At 66.1% G+C, this 17,091-nt stretch carries 14 protein-coding genes; 10 read left to right on the top strand and 4 right to left on the bottom strand.

From position 1 onward, the window contains the following. The first annotated feature begins 184 nt into the window (after window positions 1-184). The 6 genes from ppsR (IYY11_RS06945) (at window position 185) to IYY11_RS06920 (ending at window position 5,986) form a co-directional block, all read left to right on the top strand. Window positions 185-1,627, top strand: coding sequence for a transcriptional regulator PpsR (ppsR, locus tag IYY11_RS06945; protein ID WP_196403186.1), 1,443 nt, complete (start codon window positions 185-187; stop codon window positions 1,625-1,627). Window positions 1,628-1,695: 68 nt separating this feature from the next. Next, window positions 1,696-2,562 carry a chlorophyll synthase ChlG gene (chlG, locus tag IYY11_RS06940; protein ID WP_196403237.1) on the top strand — a complete coding sequence of 289 codons (867 nt, stop codon included), beginning with the start codon at window positions 1,696-1,698 and terminating at the stop codon, window positions 2,560-2,562. 10 nt (window positions 2,563-2,572) lie between these two features. Further along, window positions 2,573-3,898, top strand: a complete 1,326-nt coding sequence (locus tag IYY11_RS06935) for a BCD family MFS transporter (RefSeq protein WP_196403185.1) — start codon at window positions 2,573-2,575, stop codon at window positions 3,896-3,898. An 11-nt stretch (window positions 3,899-3,909) separates the two neighbouring features. Beyond that, window positions 3,910-5,094: a geranylgeranyl diphosphate reductase gene (locus IYY11_RS06930; RefSeq protein ID WP_196403184.1), complete on the top strand. Its 1,185-nt coding sequence runs from the start codon at window positions 3,910-3,912 to the stop codon at window positions 5,092-5,094. Next, window positions 5,094-5,624, top strand: a complete 531-nt coding sequence (locus IYY11_RS06925) for a TspO/MBR family protein (protein WP_196403236.1) — start codon at window positions 5,094-5,096, stop codon at window positions 5,622-5,624. The genes IYY11_RS06930 and IYY11_RS06925 overlap by 1 nt, the downstream gene beginning before the upstream one ends. Then, a complete protein-coding gene (locus tag IYY11_RS06920; protein ID WP_196403183.1) occupies window positions 5,621-5,986 on the top strand; it encodes a hypothetical protein in 366 nt (121 codons plus the stop codon). The genes IYY11_RS06925 and IYY11_RS06920 overlap by 4 nt, the downstream gene beginning before the upstream one ends. Here the strand turns inward: IYY11_RS06920 and IYY11_RS06915 are convergent. Beyond that, complete coding sequence (locus IYY11_RS06915; protein WP_196403182.1) at window positions 5,893-7,410, bottom strand: alpha/beta hydrolase; 1,518 nt, start codon at window positions 7,408-7,410, stop codon at window positions 5,893-5,895. The genes IYY11_RS06920 and IYY11_RS06915 overlap by 94 nt on opposite strands. 379 nt (window positions 7,411-7,789) lie before the next feature. Here IYY11_RS06915 and IYY11_RS06910 point away from each other — a divergent pair, with 379 nt between their 5' ends. Next, window positions 7,790-8,698 (top strand): B12-binding domain-containing protein, encoded by a 909-nt coding sequence (locus tag IYY11_RS06910; protein WP_196403181.1) that lies wholly within the window; start codon window positions 7,790-7,792, stop codon window positions 8,696-8,698. Here the strand turns inward: IYY11_RS06910 and IYY11_RS06905 are convergent. From IYY11_RS06905 to ppsR (IYY11_RS06895), 3 genes are read right to left on the bottom strand one after another with little or no spacing between them, the layout of a single operon-like run. Beyond that, window positions 8,679-9,314 (bottom strand): biliverdin-producing heme oxygenase, encoded by a 636-nt coding sequence (locus IYY11_RS06905; RefSeq protein WP_196403180.1) that lies wholly within the window; start codon window positions 9,312-9,314, stop codon window positions 8,679-8,681. The genes IYY11_RS06910 and IYY11_RS06905 overlap by 20 nt on opposite strands. Beyond that, window positions 9,311-11,509, bottom strand: coding sequence for a GAF domain-containing protein (locus tag IYY11_RS06900; RefSeq protein WP_196403179.1), 2,199 nt, complete (start codon window positions 11,507-11,509; stop codon window positions 9,311-9,313). The genes IYY11_RS06905 and IYY11_RS06900 overlap by 4 nt, the downstream gene beginning before the upstream one ends. 42 nt (window positions 11,510-11,551) lie before the next feature. Next, entirely contained in the window at window positions 11,552-12,868 is a 1,317-nt protein-coding gene (gene ppsR / locus IYY11_RS06895) for a transcriptional regulator PpsR (RefSeq protein ID WP_196403178.1), read from the bottom strand. A 435-nt stretch (window positions 12,869-13,303) separates the two neighbouring features. Here ppsR (IYY11_RS06895) and bchI point away from each other — a divergent pair, with 435 nt between their 5' ends. From bchI to bchO, 3 genes are read left to right on the top strand one after another with little or no spacing between them, the layout of a single operon-like run. Next, window positions 13,304-14,284 carry a magnesium chelatase ATPase subunit I gene (gene bchI, locus IYY11_RS06890; protein ID WP_246719730.1) on the top strand — a complete coding sequence of 327 codons (981 nt, stop codon included), beginning with the start codon at window positions 13,304-13,306 and terminating at the stop codon, window positions 14,282-14,284. Continuing rightward, on the top strand, window positions 14,281-16,065 hold the full coding sequence (locus IYY11_RS06885) for a magnesium chelatase subunit D (RefSeq protein ID WP_196403176.1): 1,785 nt from the start codon (window positions 14,281-14,283) through the stop codon (window positions 16,063-16,065). Before bchI ends, IYY11_RS06885 begins: the two co-directional genes overlap by 4 nt. Further along, the gene (bchO, locus tag IYY11_RS06880) at window positions 16,062-16,994 is read left to right on the top strand and encodes an alpha/beta fold hydrolase BchO (protein WP_196403175.1); all 933 of its coding nucleotides are present in this window, start codon (window positions 16,062-16,064) and stop codon (window positions 16,992-16,994) included. The genes IYY11_RS06885 and bchO overlap by 4 nt, the downstream gene beginning before the upstream one ends. The last annotated feature ends 97 nt before the right edge of the window (window positions 16,995-17,091 follow it).

The following is a 17,091-nucleotide window of genomic DNA, read 5'->3' as shown; positions in this document are numbered from 1 at the left end:
GGCCATTACAGCGAGACTCGGCCGGAAGGTCTTGAGCAATGCGCGCAATATCGCATGCGAGCGCCGGTTGCGGCGCGGGGCGGCCGAGAGAGGCAGCCTTCTTGCTAAGCTTTGGGCGAGTTTGTAAGCATCAACGCACAGACCGCCTGTCGGAGAATCTGGTCGAAACCGAAAGAAACTCTTTGTGAGCGACGCGCCCTCCTCCGCGACCACGACGGGATTTCTCAGCGCCGACGCACGGCTCGGCGCGCTCGATGCGCAAGGAATCGCCGGCCTTCTCGCCGCAGCCGCGGATTTGACGCTCATCGTTGACGCGAAAGGCGTCATCGTCGACGCGGCGGCCAGCGCGGAATGCAATGCGCCCGTGCGCGAATGGGTCGGTCGACCTTGGATCGATACGGTGACAATCGAGAGCCGGCCGAAAATCGAAGCGCTGCTGCGCGACGCGCAAAAGGGGACGACCCCGCGCGGGCGGCAGGTCAACCATCCGTCAGCTTCGGGTCCGGACCTCCCGGTCCGCTACACCGCCGTGCGGGCCGCAGCCGGCGGCGCGATCGTCGCGTTCGGCCGCGATCTTCGGCCGCTCGCCGCGCTGCAGCAGCGCGTCGCCGAGGCGCAACAGGAGATGGAGCGCGAATATCACCGCATCCGCAACGCCGAGAAGCGCTATCGGCTGCTGTTCCAGCTCTCCTCAGAGGCGATTCTTATCCTCGACGGCGCCGGCAGTCGGATCGCCGAAGCCAATCCCGCGGCGGTCGCGCTGGTCGGCAAAGCCCCCAAAAAAATCGTCGGCGCCGCCTTCGGCGATCTCTTCGACGAGGCGAGCCGCCGCGCCGCGCAGTCTTTCGTCACCGCGCTGCTCGTCGCGCCGCGCGTCGACAATGTCCACGCCCAGCTCGCCGAAAGCAGGGAATCGCTGCTGCTTTCTGGCGCGCTGTTTCGGCAGGACGGCGCCGCCAACATCATTGTCATACTGTCGCGGATGGGCGGCGCAACGGCGCTCTCGGGCGAAAAGACCGGCATGCTCAACGCGCTCGAGCGGATGCCGGACGCCTTTGCGTTGACCGACAGCAACCGGCGGATTCTCGCCGCCAATGCGGCTTTCGTGGATCTGGCGCAAGCGGGGTCGGAGGAACAGTTGCGCGGCGAACCGATCGAGCGCTGGATCGGGCGGCCCGGGGTCGACGCCGAGGTGCTCTTCGCCAATCTCCAGACGCATGGCGTCGTGCGCCATTTCTCGACGCTCGCGCGCGGCCAATACGGCTCCTCCGAAGATGTCGAGATCTCCGCCGTCGACGTCGCCGAGGGCGCACGCCACTATCTTGGCTTTTGCATCCGCAGCGCCGGCTGGCGCGCCGGCCGCGAGCGGCTCGGCGGCCATGAGCTGCCGCGAACCGCCGAGCAGTTCGCCGATCTTGTGGGCCGCGTGCCGCTGAAGAATCTTGTGCGCGAGACCACCGATCTCATCGAACGATTGTGCATCGAAGCCGCGCTGGAGCTGACGCATGACAATCGCGCCTCGGCGGCCGAAATGCTCGGCCTCAGCCGCCAGGGTCTCTACACCAAGCTGCGCCGCTACGGGCTTGGCGACCTCGACGACGACGAAGCGCCGGGCGACGGCGAGTGACCGCCAAGCCTGACAGTCATGTGTAAATCTACATTGACATAAATTCGCGTCAAGCATAGCGTCGCATGATGCAGACGCCGAAACCTGCCGCCGTTCTCGAGCTTCTCAAGCCCATCACATGGTTCGCGCCGATGTGGGCCTTCGCCTGCGGCATCGTATCGTCCGGCGTCTCGCCGCTCTCTCGCTGGTCCTTTGCGCTCGCCGGCGTGGTTCTCGCCGGGCCGCTGGTTTGCGCCACGAGCCAGGCCGTCAACGACTGGTATGATCGTCACGTCGACGCCATCAACGAGCCGAACCGGCCAATTCCCTCGGGGCGCATTCCCGGCCGCTGGGGCTTCTACATCGCCTGCCTCTGGACCGTATTGTCGCTCGCCGTCGCGGCGGCGCTCGGCCTTTGGGTGTTCGCCGCCGCGGTGCTCGGCCTCGTTCTCGCCTGGATCTATAGCGCGCCGCCGCTGCGACTGAAGCAGAATGGCTGGTGGGGCAATTCCGCCGTCGCGCTTTGTTACGAAGGCCTGCCCTGGTTCACCGGCGCCGCCGTGATGGCGGCCGCGCTTCCCGATTGGCGCATCATCGCGCTCGCCCTGCTCTATAGCTTCGGCGCGCACGGCATCATGACCCTGAATGACTTCAAGTCGGTCGACGGCGACCGTCGCATGGGCGTTCTGTCATTGCCGGTGCAGCTCGGCGTCAATGAAGCGGCGCGCTTCGCCTGCTACGTCATGGCGGCGCCGCAGTTCGTCGTCGTCGGACTGCTCGCCTATTGGGAGCGCCCTGTTTATGCGGCGATCGTCGCGGCGCTGCTCGCCGGACAATTCGCGCTGATGCGCAGACTTCTCGCACATCCGCGCGAACAGGCGCCCTTCTATAACGCCACCGGCACGACTCTTTACGTGCTCGGCATGCTGGTCAGCGCTTTCGCCATGCGCGGATAGGGGACATCGAATGAACGCGCCGCCGCTCGCTTGGTCCGGCATTATCCGGCTCGGACTTGTCCAAACCGCGCTCGGCGCCGTGGTCGTTCTGATGACCTCGACCATCAATCGCGTGATGGCGGTGGAACTCGCGTTGCCGGCCTTTGTGCCTGGAGCGCTGGTCGCCTCGCATTACGCGATCCAGGTTCTGCGCCCCGCCTGGGGATATGGCGCCGACGTCGGCGGGCGTCGCACGCCCTGGATTGTCGGCGGCCTCGCGGCGTTGGCGCTCGGCGGCGTCGGCGCAGCGCTCGCCACTGCGCTTGCCGCGACAAACCTCGTCGCAGGTCTGGCGCTCGCCGCCCTCGCCTTTCTTCTGGTGGGCATGGGGGCAGGCGCCGCCGGCACGTCGGTGCTCGCCATGCTGGCGACGCGCGTGGCGCCTGAGCGCCGCGCCGCCGCCGCGACGACCGTGTGGGTGATGATGATCCTCGGCTTCGCGGTGAGCGCGCCGCTCGCAGGGCACTTTCTTGACCCCTTTTCGATGCAGCGCCTCGTCGTTGTCACGGCCTGCGTCTGCTCCGTGGCCTGGTTGACGGCGACGATCGCCGTCATTGGCTTGGAGACGGACGCCCCATCGCCGGTTTCGGCGGCGCAGAGGCCGCCCTTCCGTACGGCCTTCATGCAGGTGTGGAGCGAATCGGCGGCGCGCCGGTTCACCATCTTCATCTTCGTTTCGATGCTCGCCTACAGTATGCAGGAACTGCTCGTTGAGCCCTACGCCGGCGTCGTCTTCGGCATGACTCCGGGATCGACAACGAAGCTCGCTGGCCTCCAGCACGGCGGCGTTCTATTCGGAATGATCGGCGTCGCATTCGCCGCGACCGGGATTGGCGGACCGCGTCTGGGCTCGCTGCGGATGTGGACCGTCGCCGGCTGCGCCGCGTCAGCCGCTTCGCTCATCTGCGTGGCGGCAAGCGGCTACGCCGGATTCTCACTGGCGCTGCGCGCATCTGTCTTCGCGCTCGGCATTTCAAACGGCGCTTTCGCGGTCGCCGCGATTGGTTCAATGATGGGTCTTGCGGGCGCAGGCGCGCACCAGCGCACGGGCACGCGCATGGGGCTGTGGGGCGCTGCGCAGGCCGTCGCCTTCGGCCTCGGCGGCTTTAGCGCGACGGTTCTGGTCGATCTCGCGAAACTCGCCGTCGCGACGCCGCTTGCGGCCTATTCGCTCGTTTTTGTCGGCGAAGCCCTGCTTTTCGTCGTCTCGGCCGCGCTCGCGAGCCGAGTCGCCGCGCCACGGCCCCCGCGCGCGAGCGCGCCATTGCCGCCGCATATCGCGACGGCGCAGTCCTAAAGGAGCCGCTGATGAGTGAAGACGCGCTCTTTGACGTTGCTGTCGTCGGCGGCGGACCGGCAGGCGCGACGGCCGCGCATGATCTCGCGCGGCGCGGCCGCAACGTCGCGCTCATTGACAAGGCAGGCCGCATCAAGCCGTGCGGCGGCGCCATTCCGCCCCGGCTCATCCGCGACTTCGGCATACCCGATCATCTGCTGAAAGCGCGCGTCTCCTCGGCGCGGATGATTTCCCCCAAAGGCGTCGCCGTCGACATGCCGATCAAGGGCGGCTTCGTCGGCATGGTCGACCGCTGCGAATTCGACGAATGGCTGCGCTGCCGCGCCGCCTCTTATGGCGCGACCCGCCTGACAGGCGCCTATGAGAGGATCACGCGCGACGCGGACGGCGTTGCGCGCGTGCAGTATCGCGCAAAGGGCGATGCCCAGCCGAGAACTCTGCGCGCGCGCATCGTCATCGGCGCCGACGGCGCGCTTTCGCAGGTCGGCCGCCAGGAAGTGCCCGGCGCCGATAAGACGCGCTTCGTCTTCGCCTATCATGAAGTCATCGAAACGCCGCCCGCTGAATCGAGCGACCCGGATCGCTGCGAGATTCATTATCGCGGCGCGCTCTCGCCGGATTTCTACGCCTGGATTTTCCCGCATGGCGACACGATGAGCGTCGGCACGGGAAGCGCCAACAAGGGTTTTTCACTTAAAGACTCCGTGCGCGATCTGCGAGACGGCACAGGCCTCTCCGATGCATCGACCGTGCGCCGCGAAGGCGCGCCGATTCCCTTAAAACCGCTCAAGCGCTGGGACAATGGCCGCGACGTCATTCTCGCCGGCGATGCGGCTGGCGTCGTCGCGCCCGCGTCGGGCGAAGGCATTTATTACGCCATGCTCGGCGGCCGACTTTCGGCCGACTCTGTCGAAGAATGCCTGCGCACGGGAGACGCGCGCGCGCTCTCGATGGCGCGCAAGCGTTTCATGAAGCTGCACGGGCGGGTCTTCTTCATTCTCGGGATGATGCAATATTTCTGGTATCGCAACGATCGGCTGCGCGAAGCCTTCGTCACTATCTGCAAGGATCCCGACGTTCAGCGCCTCACCTGGGAGGCCTATATGAACAAGGAGCTCGTGCGCGCGGATCCGATGGCGCATGTGCGCATCTTCTTCAAGGACCTCGCCCATCTCCTGAGGCTCGCCTCGCCATGATGGACTCGCTCGCCGCCGATCGCTGGACCCTTGTCGCTGTGGCGACCGCGATCGTCGCGCTCGTGGCGATGATCGGCGGCCTCGCGACGGACATCAGCGAATGGTACGAGGGCTTGAATTTTCCGCCCTGGCGTCCGCCAAACTGGCTGTTCGGCCCGGCCTGGACGCTGATCTTTTTGCTGACCGCGGCGAGCGGCGTTCTCGCCTGGGAGCAGGCGCCGGACGATGGGGCGCGGGTGCGGCTTTTGGCGCTCTTTGCGATCAACGCCGTGCTGAACATCGCCTGGAGCCCGCTGTTCTTCAAGCTGCGGCGGCCCGACTGGGCGCTCGTCGAACTCGTTTTCCTGTGGCTGTCGGTCCTGTCGCTCGTCATCGCCGTCGGCGCGATCTCGACCTTCGCAGCGGCATTGCTGCTGCCCTATCTCGCCTGGGTCAGCTTCGCGGGCTGTCTCAACTGGCGCATGGTCGAACTGAACAAGCCCTTCGCAACCTATTGGCCCAAGGCCAAACGCCCGGCGGAACGCGCATGAGCGCCTTCGTGGCAGACCCGCAACTCATCGACTGGATCTTGATCCTCGTGGCGCTCGAAGCCATCGGCATTCTTGGTCTGCGAACACTCACCCGGCGCGGGCCGCCGCCAGCCGGCTTTCTCTGCAATCTTCTAGCTGGGGCGGCTCTGCTCGTCGCGCTGCGCTGCGCCCTCGCGGGCGCGCCGGGGCTGGCGATCGCCGCAAGTCTCGCTATGGCCTTCCTGGCGCATCTCGCCGATCTCGCGCTTCGGTGGGAGCCGCGCAAGATTCAGTCGACGATCGGGAACGTGACGGCCAGCGCCCAGGCGAGTCCGAAGGCTGCGCCGAGCGCGCCGACGCGGGGATCGCGGGTGCGCGCATAGAGCCATCTCCCGACGAGGCCATAGACCGTCAGCAGAATGACGATGACGATGGCGATAATGACGAGGAAGAACAGCCGCCTTGGATTCAGCGCCACCGCGATCGCAAGTGAGGCGATGAAGCAGAACTTGCTGAAGAGATAGCCGCCCGGCGCGGCGCCAGGGCCGCGCGTCAGCCATTCGTCCGCGAGAAAATAGAGCGCGCAACCGATAAACATTATTGGGACAAGCGGCGCGCGAACGCCGGTCGGCAGGTAAGAGATGACATAGGCGTCGAGCGGCAGGCCGAGAACGAGCGTGTACATAGCGGCAAGCGCCGCCGCCGCCACAAGCAGAGGCCTCCATCGCGGCGGCCGAAAGACGGGCAAGCCGCCCTGTGCGAGCCACAGGCCGGCAAATATCAGGACGCCGTAGACCGCGAGATGAGCCACGAGATAATCGCCGAGCAGGATCGGCAGGAAATTCGTCGGCGCCTTCCATAAGATAAGCGGCGTCAGCAATGCAGGCGCTATCGCGATGGGCGCCAAGCGCCGCCATGGCAGCCCTGCGCCAAGCGGAATCGGCGAGACCCGCGGTAGCAAATGCGCGAGCGGCCACATCAAGGCGACGAGGCCCGCAAACAGCAGCGCGAGCCAGGGACCGCGGGCGTCGATATAGCCGGCCTCGCTTCTCCCGAAGACGGCGTTCATCCAATTGAGCGTCTCGGTCATCGCGTCGCGACTGTAGAGAACGCCGATATGTTCGACGCCCCGCGCGATCACCAGCCGGCGCCCCGTTCCACGCGCGATGTCGCCATAGGTGGCGCCCGCCTGCGCGGGCGCGTCAGCCGACTGCGAAACGACGCGCGCGCCGGCGTCGATCAGCCGTTGCGACTCCCATGCGCCGTCGATGATGATGAGATTTTTTGGCTGGTCGCGCGTGACGCCCTCGCCAAAGAAGGACAGCGCTGCGACCGCGGCGATCTGCGGATCGCGGATCGCGTGACGCACGACGAGATCCGTGGCCATCGAATGGCCGACAAGCGCGACCCGCCCATCGGACCAGGGCTGACGCTGCGCGAAGCGCACGACCTCGTCGATGTCTTTGAGGAGCGCCGCCGTACTGGTTTCGAGTTTGGCGAGTCCGCCCGGCATCGGCGTCGGATTTCGGCCATGCCCGGAGAAGTCGAAGGTGACCGCCACATAGCCGTTTCGCGCGAGCGTCGTTGCGATCGGCGCCATCAATTGCTGCGAGCCGGAAAAGCCGTGGGCGATCACAATCGCCGGCGCCGGCGGACTGTCGAACTTGCGCATCACCGTGACAGGGATGTCGCCGATGTGAAGACGTTCGATCACCAGACCGGCTTCGGACTCCCATAAACCGTGAAGCGAGAGCGTAACGGCGCTGAATGCGACCAGCGCAAAAAAAATTGAGCGCATCTTTTTCATTGTGCTGCCCTGCTCGATGTCGCAGCGAACGGATTCTAAAGCCCATTGCCGGGCTCTCGCATGTGTCCGTGCTGCATGACACAACCGAGCTTAACGCAAAGCTATCGTCAATTAAGCTTTACTATCGCGTTTTTGTGCGTTTGAATGCTTTCATTCGGGCGATGACCTGCCATGGCTCGAATGGCGCACTCAGGAAACGTTAAAAAACTCTTCATTGTCATAATAATAGAGGCGAGGCCGCTCGCCCGAAAAACCGGATGGCCGTCAAGATGTAGCGCTTGAAATGTCCGTTCGGAAGGTCGGAACGCAACCAACGATGATTTCGGGGCATGGGCGCCGGCGGGCCATCGCCGTGGCGACCGGCTCGGGAGGCCATACGATGACCGATCTAGGCGAATTCGATCCCGCTTCCGCCCGACGCGCGATCCCTCGCGCGACTCCCTGCCCGAATGAATTTCAAGACTGGCCCGAGCCTGACGTCATCGTTCGATCCGACCTCCAGGCCCGGCAGGCGCGACTCGCCTGCGTGATCCTCGACGACATCGTTCCGCGTCTCCAGCTGATGCACCACGCGCTGCTGGCGCATGAACCGGAGAAGGCGTTTCAAACCGAGGAGATCGAAACCTTCGGCGCGCTGTTGACGCGCGACGACGGCGATGAATCATCGGCGTTCTTCGACAAGATGCGGGCCAAAGGCCATTCGCTTGAAACGCTTTTCGTCGGCCTTCTCGCCGAAGCGGCGCGTCACCTCGGCGTTCTATGGGAAGAGGACCGCTGCGATTTCGTCGACGTCACGCTCGGCGTCGCACGCATGCAGAAGCTGATGTGCCGCTTCGGCGGCGTCGAGGAATCGGCGGCGTGCGATCCGCGCCAGCGCGCGCTGCTCGCGACGCTTCCCGGTGAAAAGCACGTCTTCGGCGTTGACATGGTCGCGGTGTTCATGCGCAACGCCTCCTGGGACGTACGCGTCGAGAGGGACCTCGACGCCGACGGCGTCGCCGGCGTTTCGGCGCGCGGTTGGTTTGGCGTCTTCGGAATAACGCTGAGCGCCGAGTCGGAGTTGGAGACGCTGGCGCGCACCATTCGGGCGGTGCGCGAATCCTCCGCGAACGCCGATGTCGGCGTGATGGTCGGGGGGCCCCTCTTCAAACGCAATCCCAATCTCGTTGCGCAGGTCGGCGCGGACGCCACCGCGTCTGATGCGGCGACAGCGACCATTCTGGCGAAAAAGCTGGTCCTGCGTCAGCCGTGCGCGTCGGCGCGCCACGCTACGGAACGCCGCCTCTAGTTTCGCTGCCGGAGTTGACCGCCAAGCGATCGAGGCAAGACGGGGCGGCGCGCCAGTCGAGCATCCACTCTTCGAAGATCCGAAACGTCTCGACGGCGGCGTATGTTGCGCTGGCGCGTTGCACCCCAGGCGCGAGCGTCTCGACGCGCGCCAGCAAGCTTGGCCAGACCGCGGGCCGTGATGGGCCGCCGAGAAAAAACCGGCGCGCCTCGCCAACGACCGGCGCCAGCGCTTCGGCGATCAGCGCGCCGCCAAGCGCAGAGCCCTCGACGACATAGAGCGCGCCGAGCGCGCAAGCCTCGCTCGAAGGCGCACGCAGCGCCGCACATCGCGGCAAGCGCGAAACATCGAAGCGCTTGATGCCGAGCGCGGCGAGATCCAATGCAATAAGCTCAGCGCGCGAACTCGCGATAAAGCCGAGCTTCTGCATGGCGCTTGCGTGAGTATCCTCGAAGGCTAGGTGAAAACCATAGAGCCGCATCAGCAATTCACGGTAATCGCCAAGACCGATGGCGCCGCGCGCCGCCGCCGAAAGTCCGGGATGCCGATGCAAGCGCTGATGCGTCTCTCGCGTTGCGGCGCGAAGCTCCTCGCGAACGGAAACGCACCTGGTCATTTTTTTCCGCCGTAGCTTTTCGAAGGCGAGCGCCCGCCCGCGTCCGAAGCGCCGCCGATCGAAATCTGTTCGAGCACTTCCGCGGCGCGAGCGACCGACGCCCGAACGCTCTCGAGCGTGTCGGGAATGCTGGCGGTGTCCAAACCGTCCGCGATCTCCAACGCGGCGAGCTGCGCATTGTCGATAATGCTCGACATCACATTCTCAACGGCGAGCGTGGCGCTCGAGTCGATGCGGCGCATCAGCCGCCGTTGGCTCAAGAGGAGATTGTCGCGAAAATTCCGGCGCGCCGCCTCCGCCGACCTCCGCTCGGCAAGGTCGGTGAAGAGAATGACATAGCCCAATATACGGTCGCGCGACGCCAGCACGGGATCGGCGCGCACGGCGATCGGTCGTGCGCCGCCAATACGATCAACGAGCATCGCTTCGCCGCGCCAGGGCGCGCCGCTGTCGCGCAGCGCGCGCAATTTTTTCTCCGCCTCTTCCGGATCGGCGAAATGGGCGCTCAATTCATCAAGATGACGAAGCGGTCGCTGCAACCCCAGAAGCAGGTTGAAGGCTGAGTTTGCTTCGAGCACGGCGCCGTCGGCGCCGGCGACGACGATCTGCTGGCTCGAGGAATGCACTTGGCGCAGGACATGTTCGAGCTGATCTTGCGCGACGAGAATCCGCAAAGAACGAAACTGGACGACGACATCGGTGACGCTCTCGCCGATCAATCGCGCCGCGGCCCGATCCGCGGCGGTCCAGGGGTCAGAAGTGCCTTCGACGACCTGATGCCATTGGGCGAAGGAGCGGCGCGGCGAAAGCTCGTTTGGGTCGTCCCCGTCGGACGGCGCTTTGAAGGGATTGCCGCCCCAGGTCACCGTTCGCACGCGCTCCTTGCGAAACCAGATCAGCAACTCGCCAGGTTCGCTGGAAATGCGCGTCGCGATGACTCCGCTGGCGACGCCAGTTAACGGCGCGAAGGCGGGCTCTTGCGAAGAGAGGGCGGATGTTACGAAGACGCCGTCGTTGAGGCGCGTTTGCAGCCACTGGCCAAGAGCGCGGATTTCTTCGGACCCTGGGACATCGCCGACGGTTTGCATCTTGCCTTCAAACAGCAGCGCCGCGCCGCTGGCGTTGAGCGGCAGCAACAGGGAACGCGCTCCGTCGAACAGCGCGCCGCGCCAGTCGCCCTCGCGCGTCACGCTTTCGATCATGCGCTGCTCCAGGCGGCGCACGGAAAGGTCGGCTTGGCCCTGTGCGAAACTCTCCAGCGCGGCGATGCGCGTCCCCATGACCTCAGCCAGCAATTCGCAGACGGCGCGCATTTCGAAGTGGATAAGACGTGACGAATAATGATGACAGGAGATCAAGCCCCACAGTTCTCCGCCAACCATGAGCGACACGACAAGCGTACCGGCCACGCCCATGTTTTTCAGATATTGAAGATGGATGGGCGACACGCTGCGCAGGAAGCACATCGACATGTCAAGCTCTTCGCCTGTGAGCGGCGAAAGTCGCGGCTCGAGCGCCGACGGCGTGTAGTCCACGTCTGCGAGCAGCCGCACGCGGTTGCGTTCGTAAAGACGTCGGGCGATCTGAGGAATGTCCGAGGCAGGATAGCGATTGCCGAAAAAAGCTTCGAGCTCGGGGCGCTTCGTCTCCGAGAAGACCTCGCCATGCCCTTCGTCGTCGAAGCGATAGATCATGACACGGTCATAGCCGGTCAAGTCGCGAAACATCCCGGCGCATGAGTCGCAAAGCCCACGCAAAGTCGAAGATGAGAGAATGGCGTCCACGCCCCGCTGAATAGCGATCGTATAGTCGACGGGGGGACCGGCATATTCCAGTTCGACGATGAGGCCGCCGTGCGGCGCACGATGCAAGAGCGCGTTGAGAGGCTCTCCCCGGACGCCGGCGGCGCATCGCAGGGCCACGGGGATGGCGTCGACGGGCCGGTCAAGGTAAAGGCGGCTGCGGTTCCAGAGGTCGCCGCCAAGCTTGCGCAGATGCGCGCCGCGCAAGGATTGGGGGTAGCCAAGAAACGCCGCTGCGTTGCCGCTCTGCTGCACGATGACGCCGTCCGACTCGCGAACCGCCAGAAGCGCGCCATGCGGCTGAATCGACCCGGCGAAATGAATCTGCTCGCGTTCGCAGTTCGAAAGATTCGCCTGACCAAAGGCTGGCGAGGCGGCGGGATCGAGGGTCACGGCTTAGCTTCCCCTGCCTGCGAATGGAATGGCTTTTGTAACTTATTCTCGTTGGTATTTCTTTAGTTTCGCATGCAGGCTCTGCCGACTCAAACCCAAATGGCGGGCGGCGACCGTGCGATTGCCGCGAAACCGTTCGAGCGCACGCGCAATGGCTTTGCGCTCGATCGTTTCCGTGGTCATCTTGACGATCTGCTCCAGCGTTCGATTGTCAAAATCGTCCACCGCAACGGATGCATCGGCGACCGCTCTTGGCGGAGCCTCTGCGGTCGCACGGCGATGACCAGAATCGCGTATGAGCAGCCCGAAGTAGCTCGGCTGTGAGGCGTCGTTTCCGATAGCGGAAACCTCGACGCTGATCGATTGGCCAAGCTCTCCGTCAATCGTGGTCTGAAAGCGCCGCACTTCGCCGTGTTTTTGAACGAGCGCAATCACCAGATTGGCGTCGGCGCCGGGGCTTGAGAGCCATCGCGTCAATTTGCGGCCGATCGCCGTCGCTTCCGAGCCGATCTGCACGAGATCTAGGAATGCGTCATTTGCGGCCTGTACGACGCCGTCGCGGTCGACGACGACAAAGCCGTCAGGCATCCGATCGACGAAAGTTCTCATCGAGAAGCCATCGGCCCTGTCAGCTGCGCCCGGATCACGCATCGGCGTCAGCTGGCAAAGATAAAGCGCGCCCGACTCCGCATTCATCAAGGACGCGCGCAGGCTCCATAGTTCGCCGAACGGCGTCGCGCGCAGCACGACGCCAGGCGCGCGGCCTTCTTCGCGGGTCTTCGCCAGCATTTCGTCGAGGACGCGCCGGTGGCGATCGTCGAGTCGCGCCAAGAAGGGCGCACCGGGGGCGAGATCAAGATTCTTGGTTGCGCAAAGATTGGCTTCGACGACGCGCAGATCGGAGACGCTGACCAGAACCACAGCCTCGCTCGTCGCATCAAACAGCATGCGATAGCGCGTCTCGATTTCGCGCATTTTCCAGTAGTCTCGCTCGCGCGCTTCCTGGGCGAGCTGAAGACGCGACTGCAATTCGCCGATCGCTTCGAGACTGCGTCCGATCGCGACAAAACCCGCCTTCTTGCCAAGACTGAAGGTCGTATATTCCATCGCCAGTTCGCGGCCGCTCGGAAACCGCTGACGCACCTGAAAACAGGAGGAGTCGCCGCCCAAGCGCACATCCTCGATCTTCTGCAGCGCGCCGTCGTCGATCGCCGGCTCCATCATCTCGCCCCAGCGCCGGCCGAGCCACGCGTCGAGCGGCTCCTTCGCCAGTGATTTCGCTCGCACGACATTCTGGATGACGCCGTCTTTGTCGAGCGTCAGCGTCAGATCGGGGCGGGTATTGGACCTATCGGGCATAGCCGATCCCCAACGGGCCGACGGCAGGGAACGCCAGGACGTCCCATAGCCCCTCAAGGCGTCCGGCGTTGACGCCAGCAGACATGAACAGACCCCCGGTTTCATTCAGCCCACATCAGAGAATGGAGCCTGTTGGTGAAAATTGCTACGCCACAGCCGTCAATTTGTGCCGATTAATTGACTAAATCTGTCACGCGAGCTTGCGCGGAGTGGCTAAAGGTGTCAATTTAAAATGACACATGGCGTGTAAGTTTACTTCGCGCCAAGCCGAGAGGACCGTGCATGTCGCCGCTTCCGGTCAAGCTTTCCCGAACAACGACGCGCGCGATAGAGGCGCGCCGCACGCAAGCTGAAGGCGCGCTCGCGGCGCAGAATTTCTCGCCGCCCGACTCGCTCGCGCCATTTCCCTTCACCGCGATCGTCGGCCAGGACGACATGAAGCTCGCCTTCGTGATCGCCGCGATCGATCCGTCTGTCGGCGGCGTGCTCGTCTTTGGCGATCGCGGGACGGGAAAATCGACGGCGGTGCGCGCGCTGGCGCGCCTGCTGCCGCCCATGCGTTCGGTCGTCGGCTGCGCCTATAATTGCGATCCCGCAGCGACCGCCGCGCTTTGCGACGGCTGTAAAAAACGCGCCGCGCAGGGCGGGCTCAAAACGACGCTGCGCGCCGCGCCGGTCGTCGATCTGCCTCTCGGCGCCACGGAGGATCGCGTCGTCGGCGCGCTCGATCTCGAACGGGCGCTGACGCAGGGCGAGAAGTCTTTCGAGCCCGGCCTGCTCGCCAAGGCCAACCGTGGCTTTCTCTATATCGACGAAGCCAATCTTCTCGAGGATCATCTCGTCGACCTCTTGCTCGACGTCGCCGCGTCCGGCGAAAATGTCGTCGAACGCGAGGGATTGAGCGTGCGCCATCCGGCGCGCTTCGTGCTGATCGGCAGCGGCAACCCCGAAGAGGGCGAGCTGCGTCCGCAGCTCCTCGACCGCTTCGGCCTCGCCGTCGACGTGAAGACGCCGACCGACATCCCGGTTCGGATAGAAGTCGTGCGCCGGCGCGACGCATTCGAGCGCGATCCGGCGCGCTTCGCCAAGGCCTGGTCGGTCGAAGAGCACAAGCTGCGACGCAGGATTGCGACGGGGCGCGAACGCCTCGGCGCAGTCCAGGCGCCGGACGAAGCGCTGGAGAAGGCCGCAAGGCTGTGCGTCGCGCTCGGAGCCGATGGCCTGCGCGGGGAACTGACGCTGTTGCGCGCCGCCCGCGCGCTCGCGAGTTTTGAGGGCGTGGAGCGCGTCGGCGACGCGCAGCTGCGGCGCGTCGCGCCCTTCGCGCTCGGCCACCGGCTGCGGCGCAATCCGCTCGACGATATCGGCTCGGCGACGCGCGTCGCGCGCGCCATCGAGGAGATTTTCAGCGCATGAGCGGCGACGGCGAGGCCGCCGCCTGGGCGCGCGCGAGCCACGCCGCCGCGTTGTTTGCGGTCGACCCTTTGGGTTCCGGCGTGTCGCTGCGCGCGCCGCCGGGGCCGGCGCGCGACGCCTGGCTCGCCCTGCTGCGCGACTATCTCCCGAGCGGCGCGCCGATGCGCCGCGCGCCGCTCGCCATCTCCGACGACCGCCTGCTGGGCGGACTGGATCTTCCCGCCACGTTGCGCGCGGGACGGCCCGTCGCCGAAACCGGCCTGCTTGCGCAAGCGGACGGCGGCGTCCTCTTGCTGACCATGGCGGAGCGCCTCGGCGGCGCGACGGCGGCGCGGATCGCCGCAGCGCTCGACGCCGGGGAGATCGAACTCGCGCGCGACGGACTTTCGGCCCGCCAGCAAGCGCGCATCGGGGTCGTCGCCCTCGATGAAGGCCATGACGATGACGAGCGGCCGCCGACGGCGCTGCTCGACCGCCTGGCTTTCCATCTCGACCTCGCCGAGGTGAGCCATCGCGCCGCCGTCAAAGCGCGCTGCACAAGCGCCGCGGAAGTCGCGGCGGCGCGCGCGCGACTCCCGTCGGTCATCGCGCCTACAAAGGCGATCGAAGCGCTCGTCGCCGCCGCCGCGCGGCTCGGCATCGACTCCTTGCGCGCGCCGCTGCTGGCGCTGCGCGTCGCCCGCGCGTCTTGCGCCCTCCGCGGCGCCGATGTGATCGACGACGAAGACCTCGCGGTCGCCGCCTGCCTGGCGCTGGCGCCGCGCGCGACATGCGCGCCGCCGATCGAAGAGAGCGAAGTCCCTCCCGAAGAGGCGGGTGACGAGCCCGGCCCAGCGAAAAATGACGCCGACCCCAAGAATGACAATGCGCAGCCGCGCGAAGCGCCGGCGCCCGACGATCTCGTGGTCGCCGCCGCCCGCTCCGCCATTCCGGCTGATGTCTTGGCGCGGCTCGCCACCACCGCACGAACCCGCGCGCCCGCCGCGCGCGGCGGAAAGTCCGGCGCCGCTCTCGTCTCCGCTCGGCGCGGCCGGCCGCTGGGCGCAAGGCGCGGCGCGCTGCGCGAGGGGCGCCTCTGCCTCATCGAAACCTTGCGGGCCGCCGCGCCCTGGCAACCGCTGCGGCGCGCGCATGCGGCTGACGACGCCGGGCTCGCCGTGCGCGTGCGCGCCGACGATTTTCGCGTCACGCGTTTCCGCGAGCGTCGCGAAACCACCGCCATCTTTGTCGTGGACGCCTCGGGCTCCTCCGCCATGCAGCGTCTCGGCGAGGTGAAGGGCGCGATCGAATTGCTGCTCGCCGATTGCTATGTGCGGCGCGATAGCGTCGCCCTCGTCGCCTTCCGCGGCAAGAGCGCGGAAATCCTGCTGCCGCCGACACGTTCGCTGGCGCGCGCCAAGCGGCTGCTCGCGGCGCTGCCGGGCGGCGGCGGCACGCCGCTGGCGCTTGGGCTCGACGCCGCCGGCGCGCTGGCGGAAAGCGTCAGGCGCAAGGGCCAGACGCCGCTTCTGATCCTGCTGACCGACGGGCGCGGCAATATCGACCGCAAGGGCGCGCCCGATCGCGCCAAAGCGCTCGACGACGCGCTCGACGCGGCGCGGCGTTTACGCGCGCCTGGCCTCGCGGCGCTCGCCATCGACTCGTCGCCTGCAGCCGCGGCGCGCGCAGACGCCCCGACGCGCAAAATCGCCGAGGCGATGAACGGCCGCTATCTCAAAATGCCCTTCGCCGACGCGGCGACTCTATCGCAGGCGGTACGCGCGGCCGCGCCGGCGCCGTGATCCTCCCGCATCTCTTCGCGCCCGTCGCGCGGCTCACTCTCGAGCGGGACGGCGCCGATTGGCCGAACCGGCATGCCAGCCGCATGATCGAAGCCGGCGGCGTCTGCTGGCACGTGCAGCTCATGGGCGAGGGTCCGTCGCTGCTTCTCTTGCATGGCGCGGGCGCGTCGGCGCACTCCTACCGCGACCTCGCGCCGCTGCTTGCGTCACGTTTTCGCGTCATCGCCCCCGACCTTCCCGGCCACGGCTTCTCGACATCGCCGGGCGCGACTACGCAATCGCTGCCCGGCATGGCGAAAGCGCTCGCGGCCCTGCTGCGCGCGCTCGGCGCCCTGCCGGAGATCGTCGTCGGCCATTCCGCCGGCGCCGCCGTGTCGGCGCGCCTCGAACTCGACAAGGCGATCGCGCCGCACCTGATCGTCGCGCTCAACGGCGCGTTCACGCCTTTCGGCGGCGTCGCCAGCCACGTGCTGCCGTCGCTCGCCAAGGCGCTGTTCCTCAACCCTTTCGCGCCGCGCTATTTCGCCTGGTCGGCGGACCGCGCCGCGGTGGCGCGACTTCTCGCCGGCACCGGCTCGACGCTCGACGCGCGCGGCGTCGATCTTTACGCGAGGTTGATGCGCAATCCGGCGCATGTCGAAGGCGCGCTCGCCATGATGGCGCATTGGGATTTGCATGCGCTCAATCGCGACCTGCCGCGCCTCTCGACGCCGCTTGCCCTGATCGTCGCCGCCAATGACCGCACCGTGCGGCCGCAGAGCGCACGCAACATCGCCGCGCGCCTGTCGACGTCACGCGTCCAGGAAGTCGGCGGCCTTGGCCATTTGGCGCATGAGGAAGCCCCCGACCTGCACGCGAAGTTGATTTTTGACCTCTGGGACGCCGCGCAGCGCCGTCACTGCGAAGAACCGGCCACCGTCACGCCCTGAGGCGATCAGTCGCGCGTTTCATAACGCCCTGAAATGTCAATCTCCGTTGCAAAACGTCAAGTATGATTTACGATCAGTGCAATTGACAAACGTCGGA

This window comes from Methylocystis sp. H62 (assembly GCF_015709515.1).
Lineage (GTDB): Bacteria > Pseudomonadota > Alphaproteobacteria > Rhizobiales > Beijerinckiaceae > Methylocystis.
The sequence above is the reverse complement of the archived record's forward strand: the minus strand, read 5'-3'. Positions and strand labels throughout refer to the sequence as shown.

Coding starts and splice junctions, on each gene's coding strand:
- IYY11_RS06885 (WP_196403176.1), top strand. CDS start 14,281: ATGAGCGGCGACGGCGAGGCCGCCGCCTGGGCGCGCGCGAGCCACGCC.
- IYY11_RS06930 (WP_196403184.1), top strand. CDS start 3,910: ATGAGTGAAGACGCGCTCTTTGACGTTGCTGTCGTCGGCGGCGGACCG.
- IYY11_RS06915 (WP_196403182.1), bottom strand. CDS start 7,410: ATGAAAAAGATGCGCTCAATTTTTTTTGCGCTGGTCGCATTCAGCGCC.
- ppsR (WP_196403178.1), bottom strand. CDS start 12,868: ATGCCCGATAGGTCCAATACCCGCCCCGATCTGACGCTGACGCTCGAC.
- IYY11_RS06925 (WP_196403236.1), top strand. CDS start 5,094: ATGGACTCGCTCGCCGCCGATCGCTGGACCCTTGTCGCTGTGGCGACC.
- IYY11_RS06935 (WP_196403185.1), top strand. CDS start 2,573: ATGAACGCGCCGCCGCTCGCTTGGTCCGGCATTATCCGGCTCGGACTT.
- chlG (WP_196403237.1), top strand. CDS start 1,696: ATGCAGACGCCGAAACCTGCCGCCGTTCTCGAGCTTCTCAAGCCCATC.
- bchI (WP_246719730.1), top strand. CDS start 13,304: ATGAAGCTCGCCTTCGTGATCGCCGCGATCGATCCGTCTGTCGGCGGC.
- IYY11_RS06910 (WP_196403181.1), top strand. CDS start 7,790: ATGACCGATCTAGGCGAATTCGATCCCGCTTCCGCCCGACGCGCGATC.
- IYY11_RS06905 (WP_196403180.1), bottom strand. CDS start 9,314: ATGACCAGGTGCGTTTCCGTTCGCGAGGAGCTTCGCGCCGCAACGCGA.
- IYY11_RS06920 (WP_196403183.1), top strand. CDS start 5,621: ATGAGCGCCTTCGTGGCAGACCCGCAACTCATCGACTGGATCTTGATC.